Annotated in this window: 17 protein-coding genes and 1 pseudogene; 5 read left to right on the forward strand and 13 right to left on the reverse strand. The window is 39.0% G+C overall.

Annotated elements, in window-relative coordinates; all coding sequences use genetic code 11:
• Positions 1-390 precede the first annotated feature (390 nt).
• The 7 genes and pseudogenes from E4K67_RS27855 to E4K67_RS27880 all read right to left on the reverse strand — a co-directional run bounded on the left by E4K67_RS27855 (position 391) and on the right by E4K67_RS27880 (position 7,213).
• Positions 391-1,038 carry a Crp/Fnr family transcriptional regulator gene (locus E4K67_RS27855; protein WP_135552741.1) on the reverse strand — a complete coding sequence of 216 codons (648 nt, stop codon included), beginning with the start codon at positions 1,036-1,038 and terminating at the stop codon, positions 391-393.
• Between the two features lie 275 nt (positions 1,039-1,313).
• Positions 1,314-2,918: an IS1182 family transposase gene (locus E4K67_RS27860; protein ID WP_135552742.1), complete on the reverse strand. Its 1,605-nt coding sequence runs from the start codon at positions 2,916-2,918 to the stop codon at positions 1,314-1,316.
• Positions 2,919-3,424: 506 nt separating this feature from the next.
• Positions 3,425-4,042, reverse strand: a pseudogene (locus E4K67_RS27865) (ASKHA domain-containing protein); the annotation flags it as partial.
• A gap of 256 nt (positions 4,043-4,298) precedes the next feature.
• The gene (locus tag E4K67_RS27870; RefSeq protein ID WP_135552743.1) at positions 4,299-5,111 is read right to left on the reverse strand and encodes a methyltetrahydrofolate cobalamin methyltransferase; all 813 of its coding nucleotides are present in this window, start codon (positions 5,109-5,111) and stop codon (positions 4,299-4,301) included.
• Between the two features lie 159 nt (positions 5,112-5,270).
• A complete protein-coding gene (locus tag E4K67_RS31235; RefSeq protein ID WP_274594918.1) occupies positions 5,271-5,396 on the reverse strand; it encodes a hypothetical protein in 126 nt (41 codons plus the stop codon).
• Positions 5,397-5,419: 23 nt separating this feature from the next.
• A complete protein-coding gene (locus E4K67_RS27875) occupies positions 5,420-6,574 on the reverse strand; it encodes a uroporphyrinogen decarboxylase family protein (protein ID WP_135552744.1) in 1,155 nt (384 codons plus the stop codon).
• Positions 6,575-7,213, reverse strand: coding sequence for a cobalamin B12-binding domain-containing protein (locus tag E4K67_RS27880; RefSeq protein ID WP_135552745.1), 639 nt, complete (start codon positions 7,211-7,213; stop codon positions 6,575-6,577). It abuts the gene before it with no gap.
• A 404-nt stretch (positions 7,214-7,617) separates the two neighbouring features.
• On the opposite strand from E4K67_RS27880, the gene E4K67_RS27885 reads away from it, so the two are divergent.
• Positions 7,618-8,241 (forward strand): cobalamin B12-binding domain-containing protein, encoded by a 624-nt coding sequence (locus tag E4K67_RS27885; protein WP_135552746.1) that lies wholly within the window; start codon positions 7,618-7,620, stop codon positions 8,239-8,241.
• Between the two features lie 44 nt (positions 8,242-8,285).
• Entirely contained in the window at positions 8,286-8,993 is a 708-nt protein-coding gene (locus E4K67_RS27890) for a GntR family transcriptional regulator (protein ID WP_135552747.1), read from the forward strand.
• A 585-nt stretch (positions 8,994-9,578) separates the two neighbouring features.
• Here the strand turns inward: E4K67_RS27890 and E4K67_RS27895 are convergent.
• Positions 9,579-10,466, reverse strand: coding sequence for an AraC family transcriptional regulator (locus tag E4K67_RS27895; RefSeq protein WP_135552749.1), 888 nt, complete (start codon positions 10,464-10,466; stop codon positions 9,579-9,581).
• A 218-nt stretch (positions 10,467-10,684) separates the two neighbouring features.
• On the opposite strand from E4K67_RS27895, the gene E4K67_RS27900 reads away from it, so the two are divergent.
• On the forward strand, positions 10,685-11,440 hold the full coding sequence (locus E4K67_RS27900; protein ID WP_135552751.1) for an SDR family NAD(P)-dependent oxidoreductase: 756 nt from the start codon (positions 10,685-10,687) through the stop codon (positions 11,438-11,440).
• Between the two features lie 438 nt (positions 11,441-11,878).
• Positions 11,879-12,100: a DUF1659 domain-containing protein gene (locus E4K67_RS30340; protein WP_199242674.1), complete on the forward strand. Its 222-nt coding sequence runs from the start codon at positions 11,879-11,881 to the stop codon at positions 12,098-12,100.
• A 95-nt stretch (positions 12,101-12,195) separates the two neighbouring features.
• Here the strand turns inward: E4K67_RS30340 and hepT are convergent, their stop codons facing one another.
• From hepT to E4K67_RS27925, 4 genes are all read right to left on the reverse strand, one after another.
• The gene (gene hepT / locus E4K67_RS27910) at positions 12,196-12,618 is read right to left on the reverse strand and encodes a type VII toxin-antitoxin system HepT family RNase toxin (RefSeq protein ID WP_158408597.1); all 423 of its coding nucleotides are present in this window, start codon (positions 12,616-12,618) and stop codon (positions 12,196-12,198) included.
• Between the two features lies 1 nt (position 12,619).
• A complete protein-coding gene (mntA, locus tag E4K67_RS27915; protein WP_158408598.1) occupies positions 12,620-13,024 on the reverse strand; it encodes a type VII toxin-antitoxin system MntA family adenylyltransferase antitoxin in 405 nt (134 codons plus the stop codon).
• Positions 13,025-13,916: 892 nt separating this feature from the next.
• Positions 13,917-14,156: a hypothetical protein gene (locus E4K67_RS27920; protein WP_135552757.1), complete on the reverse strand. Its 240-nt coding sequence runs from the start codon at positions 14,154-14,156 to the stop codon at positions 13,917-13,919.
• A 27-nt stretch (positions 14,157-14,183) separates the two neighbouring features.
• Entirely contained in the window at positions 14,184-14,984 is an 801-nt protein-coding gene (locus E4K67_RS27925; protein WP_135552759.1) for an EFR1 family ferrodoxin, read from the reverse strand.
• 152 nt (positions 14,985-15,136) lie between these two features.
• Between E4K67_RS27925 and E4K67_RS27930 the strand changes: the two genes are divergently transcribed.
• A complete protein-coding gene (locus E4K67_RS27930; RefSeq protein ID WP_135552771.1) occupies positions 15,137-15,976 on the forward strand; it encodes a helix-turn-helix transcriptional regulator in 840 nt (279 codons plus the stop codon).
• 661 nt (positions 15,977-16,637) lie between these two features.
• Here the strand turns inward: E4K67_RS27930 and E4K67_RS27935 are convergent.
• Positions 16,638-16,890, reverse strand: a 253-nt coding sequence (locus E4K67_RS27935; RefSeq protein ID WP_135552761.1) for an RsiV family protein, incomplete at its 5' end; no start/stop codon positions are given.

Genomic DNA, 16,890 nt, shown 5'->3' on the forward strand with positions numbered 1-16,890 from the left:
TAATCCCGATAGCACAGTGGACATAATATAATATATTGCTTTTCTCTTTTGGCTTTACATTTGTGCTAGTAATTTTAATCACATCCTTTTATTCGAATATGCAATGCCTACTGATACAGTGGAAATCCTTCTTAAGTTTTCCTTATATCCTTTTTTCAGCCTAAAAGCAGCCCTCCTCTTCAACTATTAATTTTCCTAATCTCATCGATTAGTTAAGCCTATCTTAGCAGCTTTGCTTCTGGAAAAAGGATAACATATGTTAACCTTTCAACTTAATCCTTAAATATGCCCTTAGTAATGGATTTCATAATGTAGATGTTTCACAATGAAAGAGGCTGTAGATTTCATAAAATCTACAGCCTCTTTCGTCTAACGATCTTCCTACTCTATCTAGTAATCCATCATTTTCTCAGCCTGTGCATAGTTGTCCAATCGATCTTCATCCAGTATGATAATACCTTCTTTTTGTTTATCGATGATGCCCTCATCTTTTAGGACTCTTAATATTCTAGCGACCGTAACCTTATGAATACCTAGGAATCGGCTGATTTCCGAATTACTGTACCCTTTATTTATCAATCTTTTTCCCTGTATGGTTTGAGCCTTTATTAACAAAAGCTTACATAGTCGATTGGCGACCTTGCCTTCTTGCCTAGCTTGAAACGATCCCGCCAACTCTCGTAGTTCCCACATTGCCAGATATAGCAATTCAGTCAAAAGATCTGGTTTATCCTGCACATACTGGAGAAATATCTCTTTTGGGATCTTATAGCAACAGCACTTACTCCTGGCAATGAAATGATTCGAGCTAATCCCGTCGCAATATAAAACTAAGACACCCAACAAAGAGTGAACTAGGCTTTTATTTGATTCTTTAACACCATAAATGATCTCGTCGCCTTTTTCTGTGATGCTTGTCCGATAGCAAGTACCACTGACTAAATAATATATGGAATCCACTTTTTCCCCTTGCCGGATAATATATCCATTATTTTTAAATTCACAGTAAACAACACCTGGTATTTTGAGCAGATCCATACGGGCTCTCCTTCCTGCAACCAATAGACTCAGGCTCTAGAATAATATTAACTCATAGCAACAGTATATTTGAAATTTCATGCAACTACAATATCCCATATGTTACATATAATATTACCAATAAAATCTATTGTCTTCCTCCATTACTACAAATTAATACAGAGTCAAAACAACCTTGAAGCAATATATCGAAACTAAGTTCAACTTAGTTTCGGCACGTCCCCTTTTTGTGTCTATGTTATTTATTAGGTTGTAATAAATATAGACACCACTTTTTATCCCATCATCACGGCCATCTTTCTCATGTTATGAGCAATACAGTGGAGACCCCATTCAATCTTAACCTTTTCTAACCCTTTCAAGAGAAATCGGCGTATGCCAAAGTTGCCTTTGATATCACCAAAGACACTTTCTACCTCGACAGGACGTAAACTACGCATTTTCAGGCCTTCTTCAGAACACAAATTCTGTCGTGCCTGTTTCTTAAATGCGTTTAATTTCCTATTTATGTTAATTCTCCTATTAGCAAAGGGCTTTTCAGACTTTACACACTTATCTCTGTGGGGGCATCCAGAACAATTTAAACATTCATAGACTCTTAGGACACTCTCATACCCATTGTCGCTCTTGCGTTTGTGCTCGTACAGGAAAACAAGAGGTCTGCCGTAGCCACAAACATATTCGTCCTTATCTTCGATGTAACTGAAATTCTGTACTTTTGAGATATCTGCCTTCCACTTTGAACTAGCTTCTTTATGAAACGTGTTATATTTAACGTAATGATTTAGCTGACTTTCGTTCAAATACTCATAATTTTCTTCGCTTCCATAACCGGCATCGGCAATAATATTCTTGGGGAGATTGCCATCCAATAAGCTCTTGAGGGTCTCTAGATGCTCTTTCATGCACGTGGTATCACCAGGCTTCTGATGAATGCTAAATCCAACGATGAATTGATCCTCTGTCCCGATTTGAACATTGTAACCCGGTTTTAATTGACCGTTTTTCATATGATCTTCTTTCATCCGCATGAAGGTGGCATCATGGTCCGTTTTGGAATAGCTGTTTCTTTCCTCTAAGATTGTTTGTTGACTTTCATATTTCTGCATTCTCGGCAGATAATCCTTAGTCAGAGTTTTTCTGGCCTTCTTTAGTTTTTTTGTTTCATCATCGGGTTTCTGATCTTGGGACTTTTGAGCAAGCCTTTCGTCAATCTTTCGGACGGTTTCCTCAATGGCCCCTGAATCAATGGGTTTTCCGTTGCCGAGTTCTTCTAGATCAGTTTCTCCGTATTCGTTATTTTCTTTCTCGTTGATCTTGTCAATTTCGTTAAACAACTCCTGGCACTTTTCCATGAGGCCTTCTTTATATCGCTTGGTTGCTTTACCCCAGACCCAGCTATATTTATTGGCATTAGCCTCAATCTTTGTGCCATCCAAAAAGTAGTTCTCTAATTTTATGTAATTCTCTCGTACCAACAGAGCTACAACTTCAGCAAAGACTTCACAGATTATATCTTTCATACGCTCACTGCGGAAACGATTAACGGCCAGAAAATCCGGCGTATTACCACCACAAAGCCACATGTACATAATATTTTCACGAGCTGCTTTAGCAATTCTTCGGCACGAATAGATCTTATCGGTATACGCATAGACTAGAAGCTTAATCATCATGATCGGATGATAACTTGAGCGGCCTCCTCCAGGATACTTCGCTAGGATTGGCTCTAGGTCCATTTGATCAATAGCCTTATTGACAACACGAACGACGTGATCTTTTGATATTAGGCTCTCAATACTTATCGGAAGGGTTAATTGGTTTTGCATATAGGGAATAAATACTTTTTTATCATGAACTTTTTGCCCTTTCTTTGACACTGGCAAGCCCTCCATAACATGTAGTATAGTGATAGATTTCCCTTAATTATACCATTTCCGCTCGCTTCTTTGCATAAAAAAGTCGCCTAAAACCAATGGTTTTGGCGACTTTTTGGGCTGAGTTTTGATACAGCCTCCTGATTTTATTTCTGTATCTAAGCCCTTAAAGCCTAGGTATATAAGGATTCGAAAGCTATTTCTATACTATTTTTCATTTAAATTTTGCCCCTTGTTGCTTATAGCGGCCTGAGCAGCCACTAGCATAAAGGACCAATCTCAATTTTTAACCATTATGGAACACTTTTTATTATCTGTTGCAGTGCCTTTCCAGTCAAGAGAACTTACCATTGGATGGACCGGCTGGCAAAAGTCCCTGTTTAAAGTTAACGAGAAAGCTACCTCACGTATTATCTAAACTAAGCTTTTTAACCCCCCAGCTCATTTGTGGAAATATAAAATACACAAAACATTATTAGTAAAACTTCAGATCCCACAGTAACTAGCGTTTATTTGATGTTAAAATAAGTGCATTCTGCAAAGATTCTATTGAATTTTGGGTAACTACCCAATTCGACAAATTCAACCGCTCGGGCGATAACCACCACCCTACGGAACTCACTCGTAGATAGGAGCGCCAATTTTGAGCCTGTCCCCGCTGCATTGCCAATCATTTTAATTTTGTCTTCCAGTTCCGGGGGAATAAGACCGATTACACATGCACTATGCGGAGTAAGGTAATTGCCAAACGCACCTGCCAAAAGAACTCCTTTTATATCATCTGAGTCAACTCCGAATGTTTCCATCAGAACTCGTACACCAGCTGCCATCGCTCCTTTGGCCAACTGAAGTTGCCTGATATCATCCTGAGTAATAAGGATCGGCCGACCGTGAATGGTCTCCGCTGCAGTTGCCCGCATGAACGCTGTACGGCCGTCGTAGTTTATAGTATTTTTTAGGAAATTGTTTGCAGCGAATGGTTCACTTGTGCAGGAAACATAGGGAGCTACCGCAATACTCTGCGGATTTATACCCAGGAACAAATGGTGCATGCTAGTATTGGCAGCAATTGAAACTGAGTAAATGTGGTTTCTATTGATATCGGCTTTTTCGGCCGCTTCCCTAATTCGTTCATAATCCGCATTAAAGAGCTGCCTTCTTCAACTTCCACTTGTCTCTCTGCAGGCAGAAACACTATTTTATGAAGCTTCAACGATTCCACCCCCAGATTTTTTACAGATGTCAAAAATCAAAGATAGTAGTACCCCACAAACGAGCGCTACTACCTTAATTCTCATTGTTCTAAGAACTATCACTTGACCCATACCCAGTTTGTCGGATAATACAAGTGAGTTAAAGTACAATAAAACCTTTCTCGTCCATTTAGTTTTCAGTCCTAATCGGTCCAATTTTATTTTTCCGGTAAGCATTGGAAAATTGTCTGCACAGCCTGTCCCGTCCCATTAGTGCTTCCGTTGTAAGAAGGGTTGTATACATATCTCTGCTGCACGGATCTATAATTGCCGAATCCATGCCATTGAACAGCGCAATGGTCAGAAAATGCTGGTTTACAATTTTTCTTAGGGGCATCCCAAAGGAAATATTACTCAACCCTGAGGTTACCTTGATCGATGGATACAGGTTCTTGACTGTTTTCATCGTTTCGAGAAAAGTTAATAACGATTGGGAATCTGTAGATAAGGCAAGCACCAATGGATCAATATGGAGTCGATCGGGCGTAATATCATATTTTTGTGCCTTTTCCACCAGTAGTTTAGTTATATCTACCCTAGTCTGAATATCCGATGGAATTCCATGGTTGTCACAAGTTAAGGCAATTACTCCCCAATCCGTTCCTTTAATTAGTGGGAAAATCACCTCACACTTATCCCCTTCGGCAGAGACAGAATTGATCAGGCCGGATCGTTTTGCTTGATTAAATACTTGTTCTATCACCCTTGGATTTGGACTATCGATACACAACGGTGTGTCCACCGCATCCTGCACTATATTCATAAGCCATACTAAAGTTTCGCCCTCAACCTCCGGCGCGGTACTAGCACACACATCTAAATAATCGGCTCCGGCTTCAGTTTGCCTTACAGCCAAGTCGCGAATAAATTGTTCATCTCTTTCTTGAATAGCTCTTTTTACACTAGGTATCGTACCATTGATTTTCTCTCCAATGATAATCAAATTACTTTTACCTCCTTATTTAATCTTGTTAGTGCAGGTGGCGCTTGCTTCTAAAGAATACAAGCGCCACTTTCTGCAAAAGTCAATCAACTTTTTGCAGTAAATCAATAATGCGGTAGGTAAATTTCTCTTTAACGTGTACACACACAATTTGTATTTTTAAATAAACAATCCTACATAAATAACCATACTTACAAAACCATCAATTTCTTCTTGACTTTTAGCTTGCAGTATTTCCTTAGCAATCTTTTCAATTACCTGTACGTTAGTGATTTTCTCGTTCATTTTTCCCACCCCTTACCAATTAATTACAATCTACAGTCTCTGATATAATCTGCAACTGCTTTTAAATTTTCAGGACGTCCATCTACAGGATACATCATTGGAGTATCAGGTGTGATAAAATATCCGCCACCAGGGCATAAATCCTGAATTAAGCCCTTTACATGATCGATGCATTCTTCTTTAGTTCCATGTTGCATTAAAGTTGTTGATAATCCTCCTGCCACCGCCATTGAACTGCCCAGCTTTTTCTTTACAAGTCTCATATCATCCTCTTGGAATACACCTATAATTCCTTTTTTAGGCAACTCTTGCAAGTAATCAAATAAATGTCCATACTTCTTCTCAAAATAATAAACAACATTGTGGCCTTGTTCTACCATATATTCAGCAAATCCTTTAAAGGAAGGCCAATAAGTTTTTTCAAAATCTCTTGGACTTAAGAAAGCAGGTATATGCATTGGGATAAAAATCGCCTTATCACTCGCAGGCGACATCGAACGAATTATTGGCTTATATGCTTCTAATATAGCCAATCCTGCATCCCGAACTAGTTCTGGACATCGCTTTATATCACTGACAATACCTGTAAATTCCCTAAAAAAGTCAAATAAGAAATCAACCGGGTTAACCATAATTCCTGTCAGCGTAAGGTGACAACCCTTCTCCTCACACGCTTGCATATAATTCGAAAATTTTTGTCCCTCACCAAGGACCGCTTCCACCATTCTATTATATTTTTCTTCAGGTTTTATATCTTGTAGTACCTCAAATCTTCTAGGCAGGACTGTTTCTAAAAGATAAGTATTCGGGTCTTTTATTAGTTCGGGATATTCTTCAGGTCCCATAATACGGACTTTCTCCGGATCCTGCATTTTCTCAAAATTTCTGACAGTATAAGTTCCCCCACCAAGGATTCTGATCTTCGGTCCATAAAAAAGGTTTGCGGGCAACCATGGAAAAAGTGACGTATCAAATTGCAAATCGTCGGCTACTTTTGCAATAATGTCTGCAGCCATGTCATATGAAGTGACTGCGGATTTTTCGACTCCGGCATAGTATGGATAATAATCATCTGCACTTAACATAAAAGGCGGTTTATCTACTTCTTCTCTACGAATAGTTTTGGCAACTCTTTCTTGTTTTTCTTTGAATAATTTCGTTTGCCTTTGGTCACTCATTTAGCTCACCCACCCTTGAATCATTCTTACACCTTCCGCGGCATTGATTGTCCAGGCATCAGCGCCTATTCGCTTACAGGCAGCTTCTGTTACCGGACTGCCACCAATAATAATTTTGATATCATCTCTTAGCCCAGCTTCTTTTAGGCCTTCTACTGTATCTTTCATGGAATCCAAGGACAAGGTAAGTACGCCGCTCATGCCCACAACATCAGGGTTTACTTCTTTTACTTTTTCTATAAAAGCACTTACAGGTTGATCAATCCCTAAATCGAACACCTCAAATCCCGCTGCTTCCGCCATATTCTTAAATATTTGTTTGCCCATATCATGCAGATCTCCATGAACTGTTCCAATGACCATAGTACCTACTTTAGGCCCGTTCACTGCACCAATGACAGGTTTTATTAAAGCTAAGGCAGCTGTTAATATTTCTCCGGAAAAAATTAAATCTCCAACAAAATATATGCCTTTCTCGTATAAATCCCCTACCAGTGTCATCCCTTCCTGACAAGCAGCAACTACTTCTCGTGCCTCCTCTACTGTTGGTCCTGAAGCTATAAACTCATTAAGCATATCGAGCAGGTTTTTTTCGTCCAGGTCTCCCAAAGCTTGGGTTATTTTTTTTAAATCTAACATAAAATTTCCCCTCTTTCTCAAATTGCGGCACGATGCATTTGTCCTAATTTCCTTAACTCTTACCTATATGTGCTCATCGTAATTGTGCCTTTAAAGTGAAAAATCACCTCCAATTTCAATTACTAAGCCACCTGTAATATCTTATGATAACTTGTTATTACAAGTTATGTAATTATATTATTCTGACTTTTATGATTTGTCAAGATGGAATTAATGCTATTTTCTGATACAATTAAGCTTGTCATATTTCACTTATCTCTACTTGTCATTGAGGGAGAGCTATTTCAAATTGACAAGAAGTAGGAAGAGCGTTAGTATTATTCTATTGAACTTATTATTACAAGTAATGATAAGCAATTACTGTGCTTCTAGAAAATTAATAATAATCTTAGGAGGCGAGTAAGTTGGATGAGATACTGGTTCATGCCGTAGAAGAGCTAGATGAAAAAACGGTGAAGGAAGTAGTCATAGACAGACTTCAGGCCGGATTTGGGCCTTTATATATACAGGAACAAGTATCATTGGGAATGGACAAGGTAGGGATTCTATACGAGCAGGGTGAGTACTTTATCGCAGATTTAATTATGGCAGGTGTTATCTTTAAGGATATTTTAGAACTTGATGAAATGAAATCTGGTTTTTCTGTGCCTAGTGAAAAAATTGGCACTGTTATTATTGGAACAGCAGCTGGTGATTTACATGACATCGGCAAAAATATTTTTGGCAGTATGCTCAAATCGGCAGGATTTAACGTCGTGGATTTAGGGGTTGACGTTTCACCTGAAGACTTTTGTCGAGCAATTTTGGCTGTGAAGCCGGATATCGTGGCGATTAGTGGAGTGTTGACTATAGCTTTAGAGAGCATTAACGCAACGATTGAGCTATTAAGGCAAGTCGGGATGAGGGATAACGTAAAGGTTATTTTAGGGGGGAAATGTGTCAGTCCTAGCGCTTGTAATATCATCGGAGTAGACGCTTATACAACAGATCTCCCTGAAGGAGTTAAAATATGTTTGTCCTGGGTATAATCTTAGAGGTTTAACGCATCGTAGTTTAAGGAGTAAATATTTGTATGAACTTGCCTATCTATCGGTACCTTTTTAATCAACTGAAAGATAAAATTCTTCGGGGCGAATTGAAGCCGGGTGATATGCTTCAATCTGAAAACGAACTGGCTCAACAATATAGTACCAGTCGTTTAACTGTCAGAAAAAGCTTATCTATGCTTGATAATGAGGGATTCATTACTTCATTCCCGGGGAAAGGTTATTATATTATTGAACCAGATCACAGTAAATACACTTTACTTTTTAATGAGCTGAACAGTGGAAGTAAAAATACCCTTTATAGCAAACTTTTAGGAGTAGATGCCACAGACCCAGATGCGACAATATGCCAAAAACTGCAAATATCTTGTGATCATAAAGTTGTGGTTATTCTCAGGTTGTTGTATTCCAATGAAGGACCAATTGCCTATGATATTAAATATATTCCGTATGATCGGGGTCGGCCTATTGTCGAAAAAGCGATCGAATATGCAGCTTTACCAGACATGGTTGCCAAGAAAAGTTCTCCATTTGCCATAAAAAAAGAATTGTGTATTTATATTGAAAAGTCTAATCCGGAAATTAATAAATCGTTATGTTTGCATGAATCAGAACCTTTGTTAGTCGTAGAGCAAAGTCTGTATGATTATGAGAACAAACCAATAGGATTGGGAAAAACCTATTATGGTGGTGAACATGGAAAAATAAGAGCTTATTCCAATATGCGGGAGTAGGGAAAGAACTAATTCCATACTTTTGATCCAATCGTCAGACTCCCACTTCTACAAGTGGGAGTGGTACCCCCGGCTCCGCTTCGGTGGGGGTAGAGTCCCCCACCGAAGACTCGATGTTCAACTTTAGTTGAACGAGTTCACTTTTGCCTAGAAAGTTAAGGTCTTAAGCGGGTTGGAAACCAGTTGAACCTGTAAGTGTTGTTTTGTGGTCAAAATAAGGCATCTCTTCAGCATTAAGAAGCCATAATCTCGCTGTGATTTCCAGTGAGATTATGGCTTCTTATTAAACACGAAGGAATGTATCATATTTCCCGCGCAAGGATGACGCAGGGCTTTCGTACAACGTTAACCTATTAGACCATCACTATTAGGCTCTTTGATCACCTAAAACACAAGTCAATGCTCCACTCATCGTCAGAACGATCTGCATGCTATCCGATATTGCTGCGCTTAATTAGTAAGTGCAGTATTATTAGGAACACTAGGTGTACTAAGCACTAAGTGTTTCTTCACTTAATCTGTAATCCCTCTTCTCTCAAATCACTTTAATATTAGATTACTTTAATAGAAGCGACTGGCTAATCGCTAATCCCTCGTGCTTTCGATTCGTCTTAGCTTCTCAGTGTCCCTAGCTGGAGGTGCACCGAAGAAGCGGGAGTACTCTCGATTAAACTGTGAGGGACTCTGATAGCCAACTTGATATGCAGCACTGGCTACTGCATAACCCTCAAATGCCATGAGGTTTCTGGCCTCCAAAAGCCTTAACTGCTTTTGAAATTGAATCGGGCTTAAACCCGTTGCCCGTTTAAACTGACGGTGAAAGGTATTGATAGCCATACCTGATTTTGATGCGATCTCACCGATGTCAATTGGCTTCGTATAGTTATCGCGAAGCCATTTTACAGTCTGAGAAATCTTAGAAAAATTACTTTCTCTCAAGCCAAGTTGTCTCAGATACCATCCTTGCGATCCCATCAGAACACGATAAAGGATTTCGCGTTCATAAGCCGGTGCAAGCGCTGGAATATCTCTTGGATTTTTTGTTAATCGCAATAACCTCAGCCATGCCTCCATGAGTTCGATGTCTATTTCACAAGCTACGAAATGCTCAGAAGCAGTTGGCATTAGATCTTCAGGAAGATCTCTTAGCAAATTCTGAAGAACATTCTGATTTAACTCAAGACCGAGGGACATGTAAGGACGTCCATCACGGCTTGGATGTACACTCGCCATTGCAGGAACATGTACCGGTAACACGTAATATGAAGGCCCTTTCATGGCAGTACTACGTTCCCCAATTAAAAGAATCTTTGTTCCTTGAATCGTAAAACCAATCATCGGCTTGTAGAGCGCTGCGAGCTGATGTGTGGGAATGTCTCCCATAATCATGCTTAGCCCAGGTACTCCGGTTTCGATTGGTCGAGTGCCTGCTCTTTTCATTAGATCGATAATTTCATCTAAAACTTTATTCATACACATATTCTATCATATTGACTTCCTATTTTCCAACACAATTCCGAACTCCAAGGCATTTTTAGGCTCTTTAAAAGATAAAGACTTGGGATAATTCAAGTTGTTTTAGGAACTAGTGATATTTTTAGGCAATTAAATGGAACTTTTAGATCTAGTTTGTTTTATCAGAAAAGGCTAAAATAGAATCAAGATTGAACAACAAAAACAAGGAGGATCTTATGAAAATCGCAATCGTAACAGGTGGAAGTAATGGCATTGGAAAAGCAACCGCGCTTGAGCTTGGCAAGCGGGGAATTAGCGTCATTCTCACATACAATTCCTATAAAGATAGAGCAGAAGCTGTTGTTAAGGAAATTGAGAAGAATAAGGGAGTTCGGGCTGTAACACTGAAGTTGGATCTGACTCAAAGATCAACATTCGAAGGTTTCGTTCAGGAAGTGAAAAAGAACCTCAAAGAAGTTTGGAACAGAACGACTTTTGATTACTTGGTCAATAACGGCGGTGTCGGTGGGCCAATGATGTTCATTGAGATGAGCGAAGAGTACTTCGACAAGATTCTTAATACGAACTTCAAAGGACCCGTTTTCTTAACACAACACCTCGTCCGATTCATGGAGGATGCTGGAGCCATTGTAAATACCTCGAGCACATCCAAGAACCAATCATTTCCAGGTTACTCCGCCTACGGCTCGTTAAAAGCAGCGTTGTCATCTTGGACTCGCTACGTCGCCAAAGAACTTGCGCCGCGTAAAATTCGGGTCAACGCAGTTTCTCCTGGTCCCACTTACAGCAATTTTGGCGATGGAGTATTCGATAAACATCCTGAATTCATCAAGCCGCTGGCTGAGCAATCTGCATTCGGCAGAATCGGCCAACCCGAAGATCTTTCCAAGGTCATTGTGAACTTATTGTCCGATGATTTCGGCTGGGTCACAGCCCAGGACATTGAAGTGTCTGGCGGACACTTGCTTTAAGAATGTGAGGACGACATGAAAATCGGCGTCTTGTTAACCCTGCAACTGGCTTGTTCATCTTTAAGTCCAATTTTACGATATGATGTTCTACTGGAATTGTTGGACTTGTGAATTTAGTATAGCCCTCTTTTATCGCATTGACCCATTGTTTTAGTTGGTTTAAGATAAAAGGTATTTTCTCCTCAGCCACACATATCTCAAGGAGAAGGCTTTTCTACTTCCGGAAGTACTTTCTTAAAATGAGGCTCCGCTCGATATACACGTTCCACTCCCTCCAGTAAAATGTTGTGCTGCAGGTTTTTGGAATTTATCAGTTCAATTGTCAAGTGCCCGCACTGGTGACAAAATAATAGCAGGACCGTAAAAAGCATAGGCACTTTGCGGTCCTGCTATTATTGTCATAAATACCCTAGACAAGGGTAACCCCTGCCGGACAAGGTGCATAAGATAAAAAGACAGACCAAGCTTGGCCAGTCAAAATCCATAATAAAGGTTGTCCGTTATCAGATCGATATGGTCAACGGTTCCCCGGTGTTCCGGCAAAAAGGCTTTTCCGGGATGAAAATGGACGTGTCCGATGAGGGAAATGCACTCCCAGCCCATGGCATTGATTTTGCGGCCCAAGGGCCGCTCTTATGGATTAAAACCCGACCACGGTAATTTAAATTCGGATTCGAATCCGAATTTGAGAAGAAACCAGACGGATGTGTATAAGGCTTCAAAAGCTATTTCTATACGAAATTACTCCTCGTAGGTCAGTGATTTTGGGCATATTTAGCCAAGTTTCGTGCGCACCGTTCGATTCCTCCTAATTCTTCCTGAATAATCTGCCACAATACCTTAGGCTCAATATCCCAATAAACATGGACGAGCCGGTTACGAAACTGTACCATTTGTTTTAGGGTCAGCCCATCCTCCGTTAATAAGATACTATTTTCCGCAAGCACCTTAAAGATATCCGCATAATCTTTCGGAGCTCGCAAGCCTTTATCAGAAATAATATGATTTCCAATATTAATCAAGCATTCGATGGCTAACTGCAAACAACGCTCAGCACTATGAAAATCCCTTTTGGATCCAGTAAACTCTCCTTCAGTAAGCGATTGAAGCTCTTGTAAGAAATCCAAATATTCTTTGATAAGCTCTAATTGCCGTTCAACCTTTGTGCGATTAACCAACTCATAACCCCCTATCAACAATGCGTCGGAAAAATGCTTCCTGATGCTCTTTTAAACAAGGTTCAAAGTCCCAATAACGGGACCGTGTTTGTGTCTCTAACTCCACTCTTAGGCACTCATTACGACTAATGAGCAAGACACCTTCCTGCACGACAGCGTAACGCAAAGGTAGGTTTGCCTGATCCCAATCCACTAAATCGATGGCATCCGTTTCAAGAGTATCAGCAATTATGGAACGAATATTTAATTGTTCTTTCCATGTCATTTCTTTATTATATTTAACTGCGAAATCCCAATCGCTTAGAGGGGTCCCTTTTCCCTGTGCGCGTGATCCGAACCAGTACACCAACTCAATCTCTGGAAAGGCTGCAATCGCCCCTTTGCATTTTTCCATTAACTTATCCATCACTTTGAACCTCATTTTCCTCATTAGTTAGGCCTTATCAGTACGTACATCATACACTATACAATTTAATTATACCAAAAAAAGGTATTAAGACAACTACTCTTCACCCTTTATATCCTATTCTAACCTAGGGGGATGACAATGGTGCTATTTTTCTGAATCGTGGAGGTCCAGATTCTTACTATCATCCAATATATTTAGGAATAGTTGTCTTAAGCGGTTTAATTGTTGGATGTACTTATTATGTTGCGAAATTAATTAAAGGTCTTAATTCTAAGCCGATCGGGGATAAGGTAGTGGCGAAGGTCCCACCGGAATAATACCGACAGATATCCATTTGGCGGGTGTACTATTTTCCTATCGATATTTTGCACCAGAATACAAGAAATAAATAAAAATAGGGTATTGTCTCTTTAAATCATAAAAGACAATACCCCCACTATTTTTGTGCCTAAACCCTCAAATCCTTGGTGCATAAGGCTCCAGGAGATATTTCCAACCAATTTGTTGCTTTAATTTATTCCCCCCTGTTGCTAATCGCCGCCTGAGCTGCAGCTATCAAAATAGACCAATCACCATTTTTCACTATTATGGAACACTTCTGTTATTCAACATTACTTTTAAAGAGTCTTAAAAAATTTTCCTACCTTTTTATATAAATTTTTTAAGTATTATCTACATTAATAGAATTCGGTTACTCCTATGAATTGTTTATAACCGAACAGTTCTTCAGTTATTAAGTTCTAATCTTGTAGTTTAATTAAATCCTTAAACGAGTCCTTTATTATTTGGCATGCATTTTTGATAGAAATACTACCCTTGCTTTATTTTGTACTAAGTCTCTCAAGCCCTTGATATATAGTTTCGAGCTTTTACTATATCATTTTAAGCCTTATTTTGATTTACCCTTATTTCTGCGGTCGCCCTTCTGGGTTATTACCCCTGCCTCCGCCATAGACATTAGCCGGTTATGTGGATCATTGCGGGTCTGTCTAAAATCATAGGGATTTCCCATTCTCACGCAGCCTTGGGCGCGACGCTTACCGAGGTAAGCAGGTATATGCCACACCAGGGCATCCATACTCCGGCTGATTATGAGCCAACTGCCCTTGGTCTTGGCATGGTTAAGCACATTGCGGGTTTCTTTGTTGTTTACTATTTAAAGAAAGAAGACCGGTTCCTTTCGTTCTTTATACAGTTTATTTAGTCGTATTGCAGCGTCTTTGACCAGACCGTTTTTCATCGTTCGGGCGTTTTGTGGACAGTTCTTGATGCAGGCACAACACGTGATGCATTTTTCCATATCAATCAAATTATTATTTTCTGAATCGATAGCACCAACAGGACAGCCTTCCGCACAAATTCCGCATTGCGTACACTCGTTACTAATTGCTATAAAATCAACACTCCATAGCTCCGTAACTCCTCCATAGGGATAGTTGCCAGGTATATTTATATCAGAAATGTGATTGACTGATGAAATAGATAGTAGTTTTTCGTTTATTTTACGCCCAAATAATTCTGCGTGATTTAAGTCACTTGCATCAGGACGACCTTCGGCTGTTGGCGTTTCGGAACTAGAGAAGGAGTGTTCTCCAATATATGCTGCACTGGCAATCGGTTTACATCCACATTTTATCAGAATATCTTTAAGCTCAAGTAGTGCATCGTCATACACACGATTACCATAAACGACGATACATACTGCAGGTGTATTTCGAGCTTTAATCACATGCAGCCAATCATTTAAAAGCGCAGGCACTCTTCCCATATAAACTGGCACTGCTACAACAAGTAATTCATTTTCCGATGTTTGCAATGGTTGTATTCTAGCATCTGGTCTGGTAATATCAATTAACTCCACAGTACTTTGATTTATTCCACGCGCAACACCTTGAATAATCGCCTTTGTTGTCCCAGTAGGTGAAAAACAAACAAGTTTCAGTAATTGTATTTTCATTAGATTTCCTCCTCGAATCTGTAACCTTCTACAGTTAATAATACATTTTTTGTTTACCTTACAAGTTTTTCTAGAATTATAATAATACAAGACTCATAATGTTAATAGGAGCGAAATTATACTAGTATAAATTGTAATAGACAGGATTGATGATGATTTTGACTAATGAGAAGCATCGATATAAAGAACTAGCCGATTTTTTTAAAACGCGAAGAGCAAAAATTTTACCATCGCAGGTAGGACTTTCATCAGCAACGCGTCGACGTACTCCTGGCTTAAGAAGAGAGGAAGTAGCACAATTAGCTGGAATTGGTATAACTTGGTATACATGGCTTGAGCAAGGAAGAACTATTCATGTTTCAACTCAAGTAATAGAAAGCCTATCTAAAGTTTTATTGCTTGATAAACAAGAACGTATTCATCTTTACCGTTTAGCAAACCAACCGCTTCCAGCAGATATACCGGGATACCAAGGAACAGTAAGTCCAATACTTCAACATGTTCTGGATAGTTTAATATTCTGTCCATCTCTAGTCACGGATCAGCGGTGGAACGTCATTGCCTGGAACAAAGCAGCATTCTTAATATTTGGTGATTTTAGTGAAATGAATGTTCGCGAACGAAATATAGTTTGGGCGATGTTCACAGATAATAAATATAAACAGTTATTTGTCGACTGGAATCTGCATGCCAAGGGTTTACTGGGTAGATTCCGTTCAACATGTGGGCAATATATTGAAGATTCTTGGCTTGCTCAGTTTATTGATGATCTTAAAATGCAAAGCACAGAATTTAATTTATGGTGGCCTTTACATGAAATCCAAAGTAATGGTGAAAAATACAAACAATTGAACCATCCTATTGCGGGAATATTAGATTTTGAAGTTAGTAATTTTGATGTTTCTGATAATTCCGGCTTAAAATTGATTGTACATACCCCTTTATCAGGAACGGATACTGCTACAAAAATGAAATTATTATTGGATGAGTAAAAAGTTTTACTAAAATATATCAGTAAATAATTACAACCATTAGACTTCTTTCACCCATAAATTCCCATCTGCTTTTAAGTACAGTGACATATTTTATCGAAAAATTAATCTTACATCATTCAGTGGACATTGGTTATTAGTAGACTCACTAAAAATTTGACGAGCAACAAAAACAGGGTATTGTCTCTTAGAATCACTAAGAGACAATACCCTTGCTTTTATTTTATTCAAAGTCTTTCAAAGCTTTGGTACATAATGTTTTCAGAGTTTCGACCATATCGTTTAAAGCCTTATTTTGATTGGTCTTTATTTTTTATCGCGGCTTGGGCGGCAGCTATCAAAATAGACCAATCTCAATTTTTCACCATTATGGAACACTTTTATCATCTGTTGCATAAATTGTTTGTTACTATTCCTTAAAGTCCAATCCATTGACGGATAAGGTACCTAGTATCTGATAAAAAGAGACCAAATGTATATTTTTTTGAGTGATTGATTATTTGTTTGTCCTTCTCCTAACCCTCTTCAGGGTGGATATTATTTTGTGACAAAGCCAGTATTCCTGTAATGATTATGAACATCTCTCAGGTGAAAATAGCCACCCATCCAAGTTCGAGCCACGTCTTAAAGCAAATTCCGCTTTGGTATCATATGCTACATATTACTTTAATATATCCTTAACTACTTCTTCAGGAATCACAAACTCAGGGCTTCCGGATGATCCAGGAGCAACCTCATATTTATCAAAGCAGATTACTATCCTGCCGTCATTATTGATATAAAAATTCTGGTTTTCTTTAATGCCTTTAAATGGTCCGAATGTTGGATCATCTACCCAATAGGTATTTTCACCTTTCTCATTCTGTCTTTTCATTTCGGCTGTAATATACTCGCTAAGCTTTTTAATATAATCA

Origin of the sequence: Desulfosporosinus fructosivorans (assembly GCF_004766045.1) — a bacterium.
GTDB classification, from domain to species: domain Bacteria; phylum Bacillota; class Desulfitobacteriia; order Desulfitobacteriales; family Desulfitobacteriaceae; genus Desulfosporosinus; species Desulfosporosinus fructosivorans.

Coding starts and splice junctions, on each gene's coding strand:
- E4K67_RS31235 (WP_274594918.1), bottom strand. CDS start 5,396: ATGAACGAGAAAATCACTAACGTACAGGTAATTGAAAAGATTGCTAAG.
- E4K67_RS27900 (WP_135552751.1), top strand. CDS start 10,685: ATGAAAATCGCAATCGTAACAGGTGGAAGTAATGGCATTGGAAAAGCA.
- E4K67_RS27875 (WP_135552744.1), bottom strand. CDS start 6,574: ATGAGTGACCAAAGGCAAACGAAATTATTCAAAGAAAAACAAGAAAGA.
- E4K67_RS27930 (WP_135552771.1), top strand. CDS start 15,137: ATGATTTTGACTAATGAGAAGCATCGATATAAAGAACTAGCCGATTTT.
- E4K67_RS27855 (WP_135552741.1), bottom strand. CDS start 1,038: ATGGATCTGCTCAAAATACCAGGTGTTGTTTACTGTGAATTTAAAAAT.
- E4K67_RS27925 (WP_135552759.1), bottom strand. CDS start 14,984: ATGAAAATACAATTACTGAAACTTGTTTGTTTTTCACCTACTGGGACA.
- E4K67_RS27895 (WP_135552749.1), bottom strand. CDS start 10,466: ATGAATAAAGTTTTAGATGAAATTATCGATCTAATGAAAAGAGCAGGC.
- E4K67_RS27880 (WP_135552745.1), bottom strand. CDS start 7,213: ATGTTAGATTTAAAAAAAATAACCCAAGCTTTGGGAGACCTGGACGAA.
- mntA (WP_158408598.1), bottom strand. CDS start 13,024: ATGGATAAGTTAATGGAAAAATGCAAAGGGGCGATTGCAGCCTTTCCA.
- E4K67_RS27890 (WP_135552747.1), top strand. CDS start 8,286: ATGAACTTGCCTATCTATCGGTACCTTTTTAATCAACTGAAAGATAAA.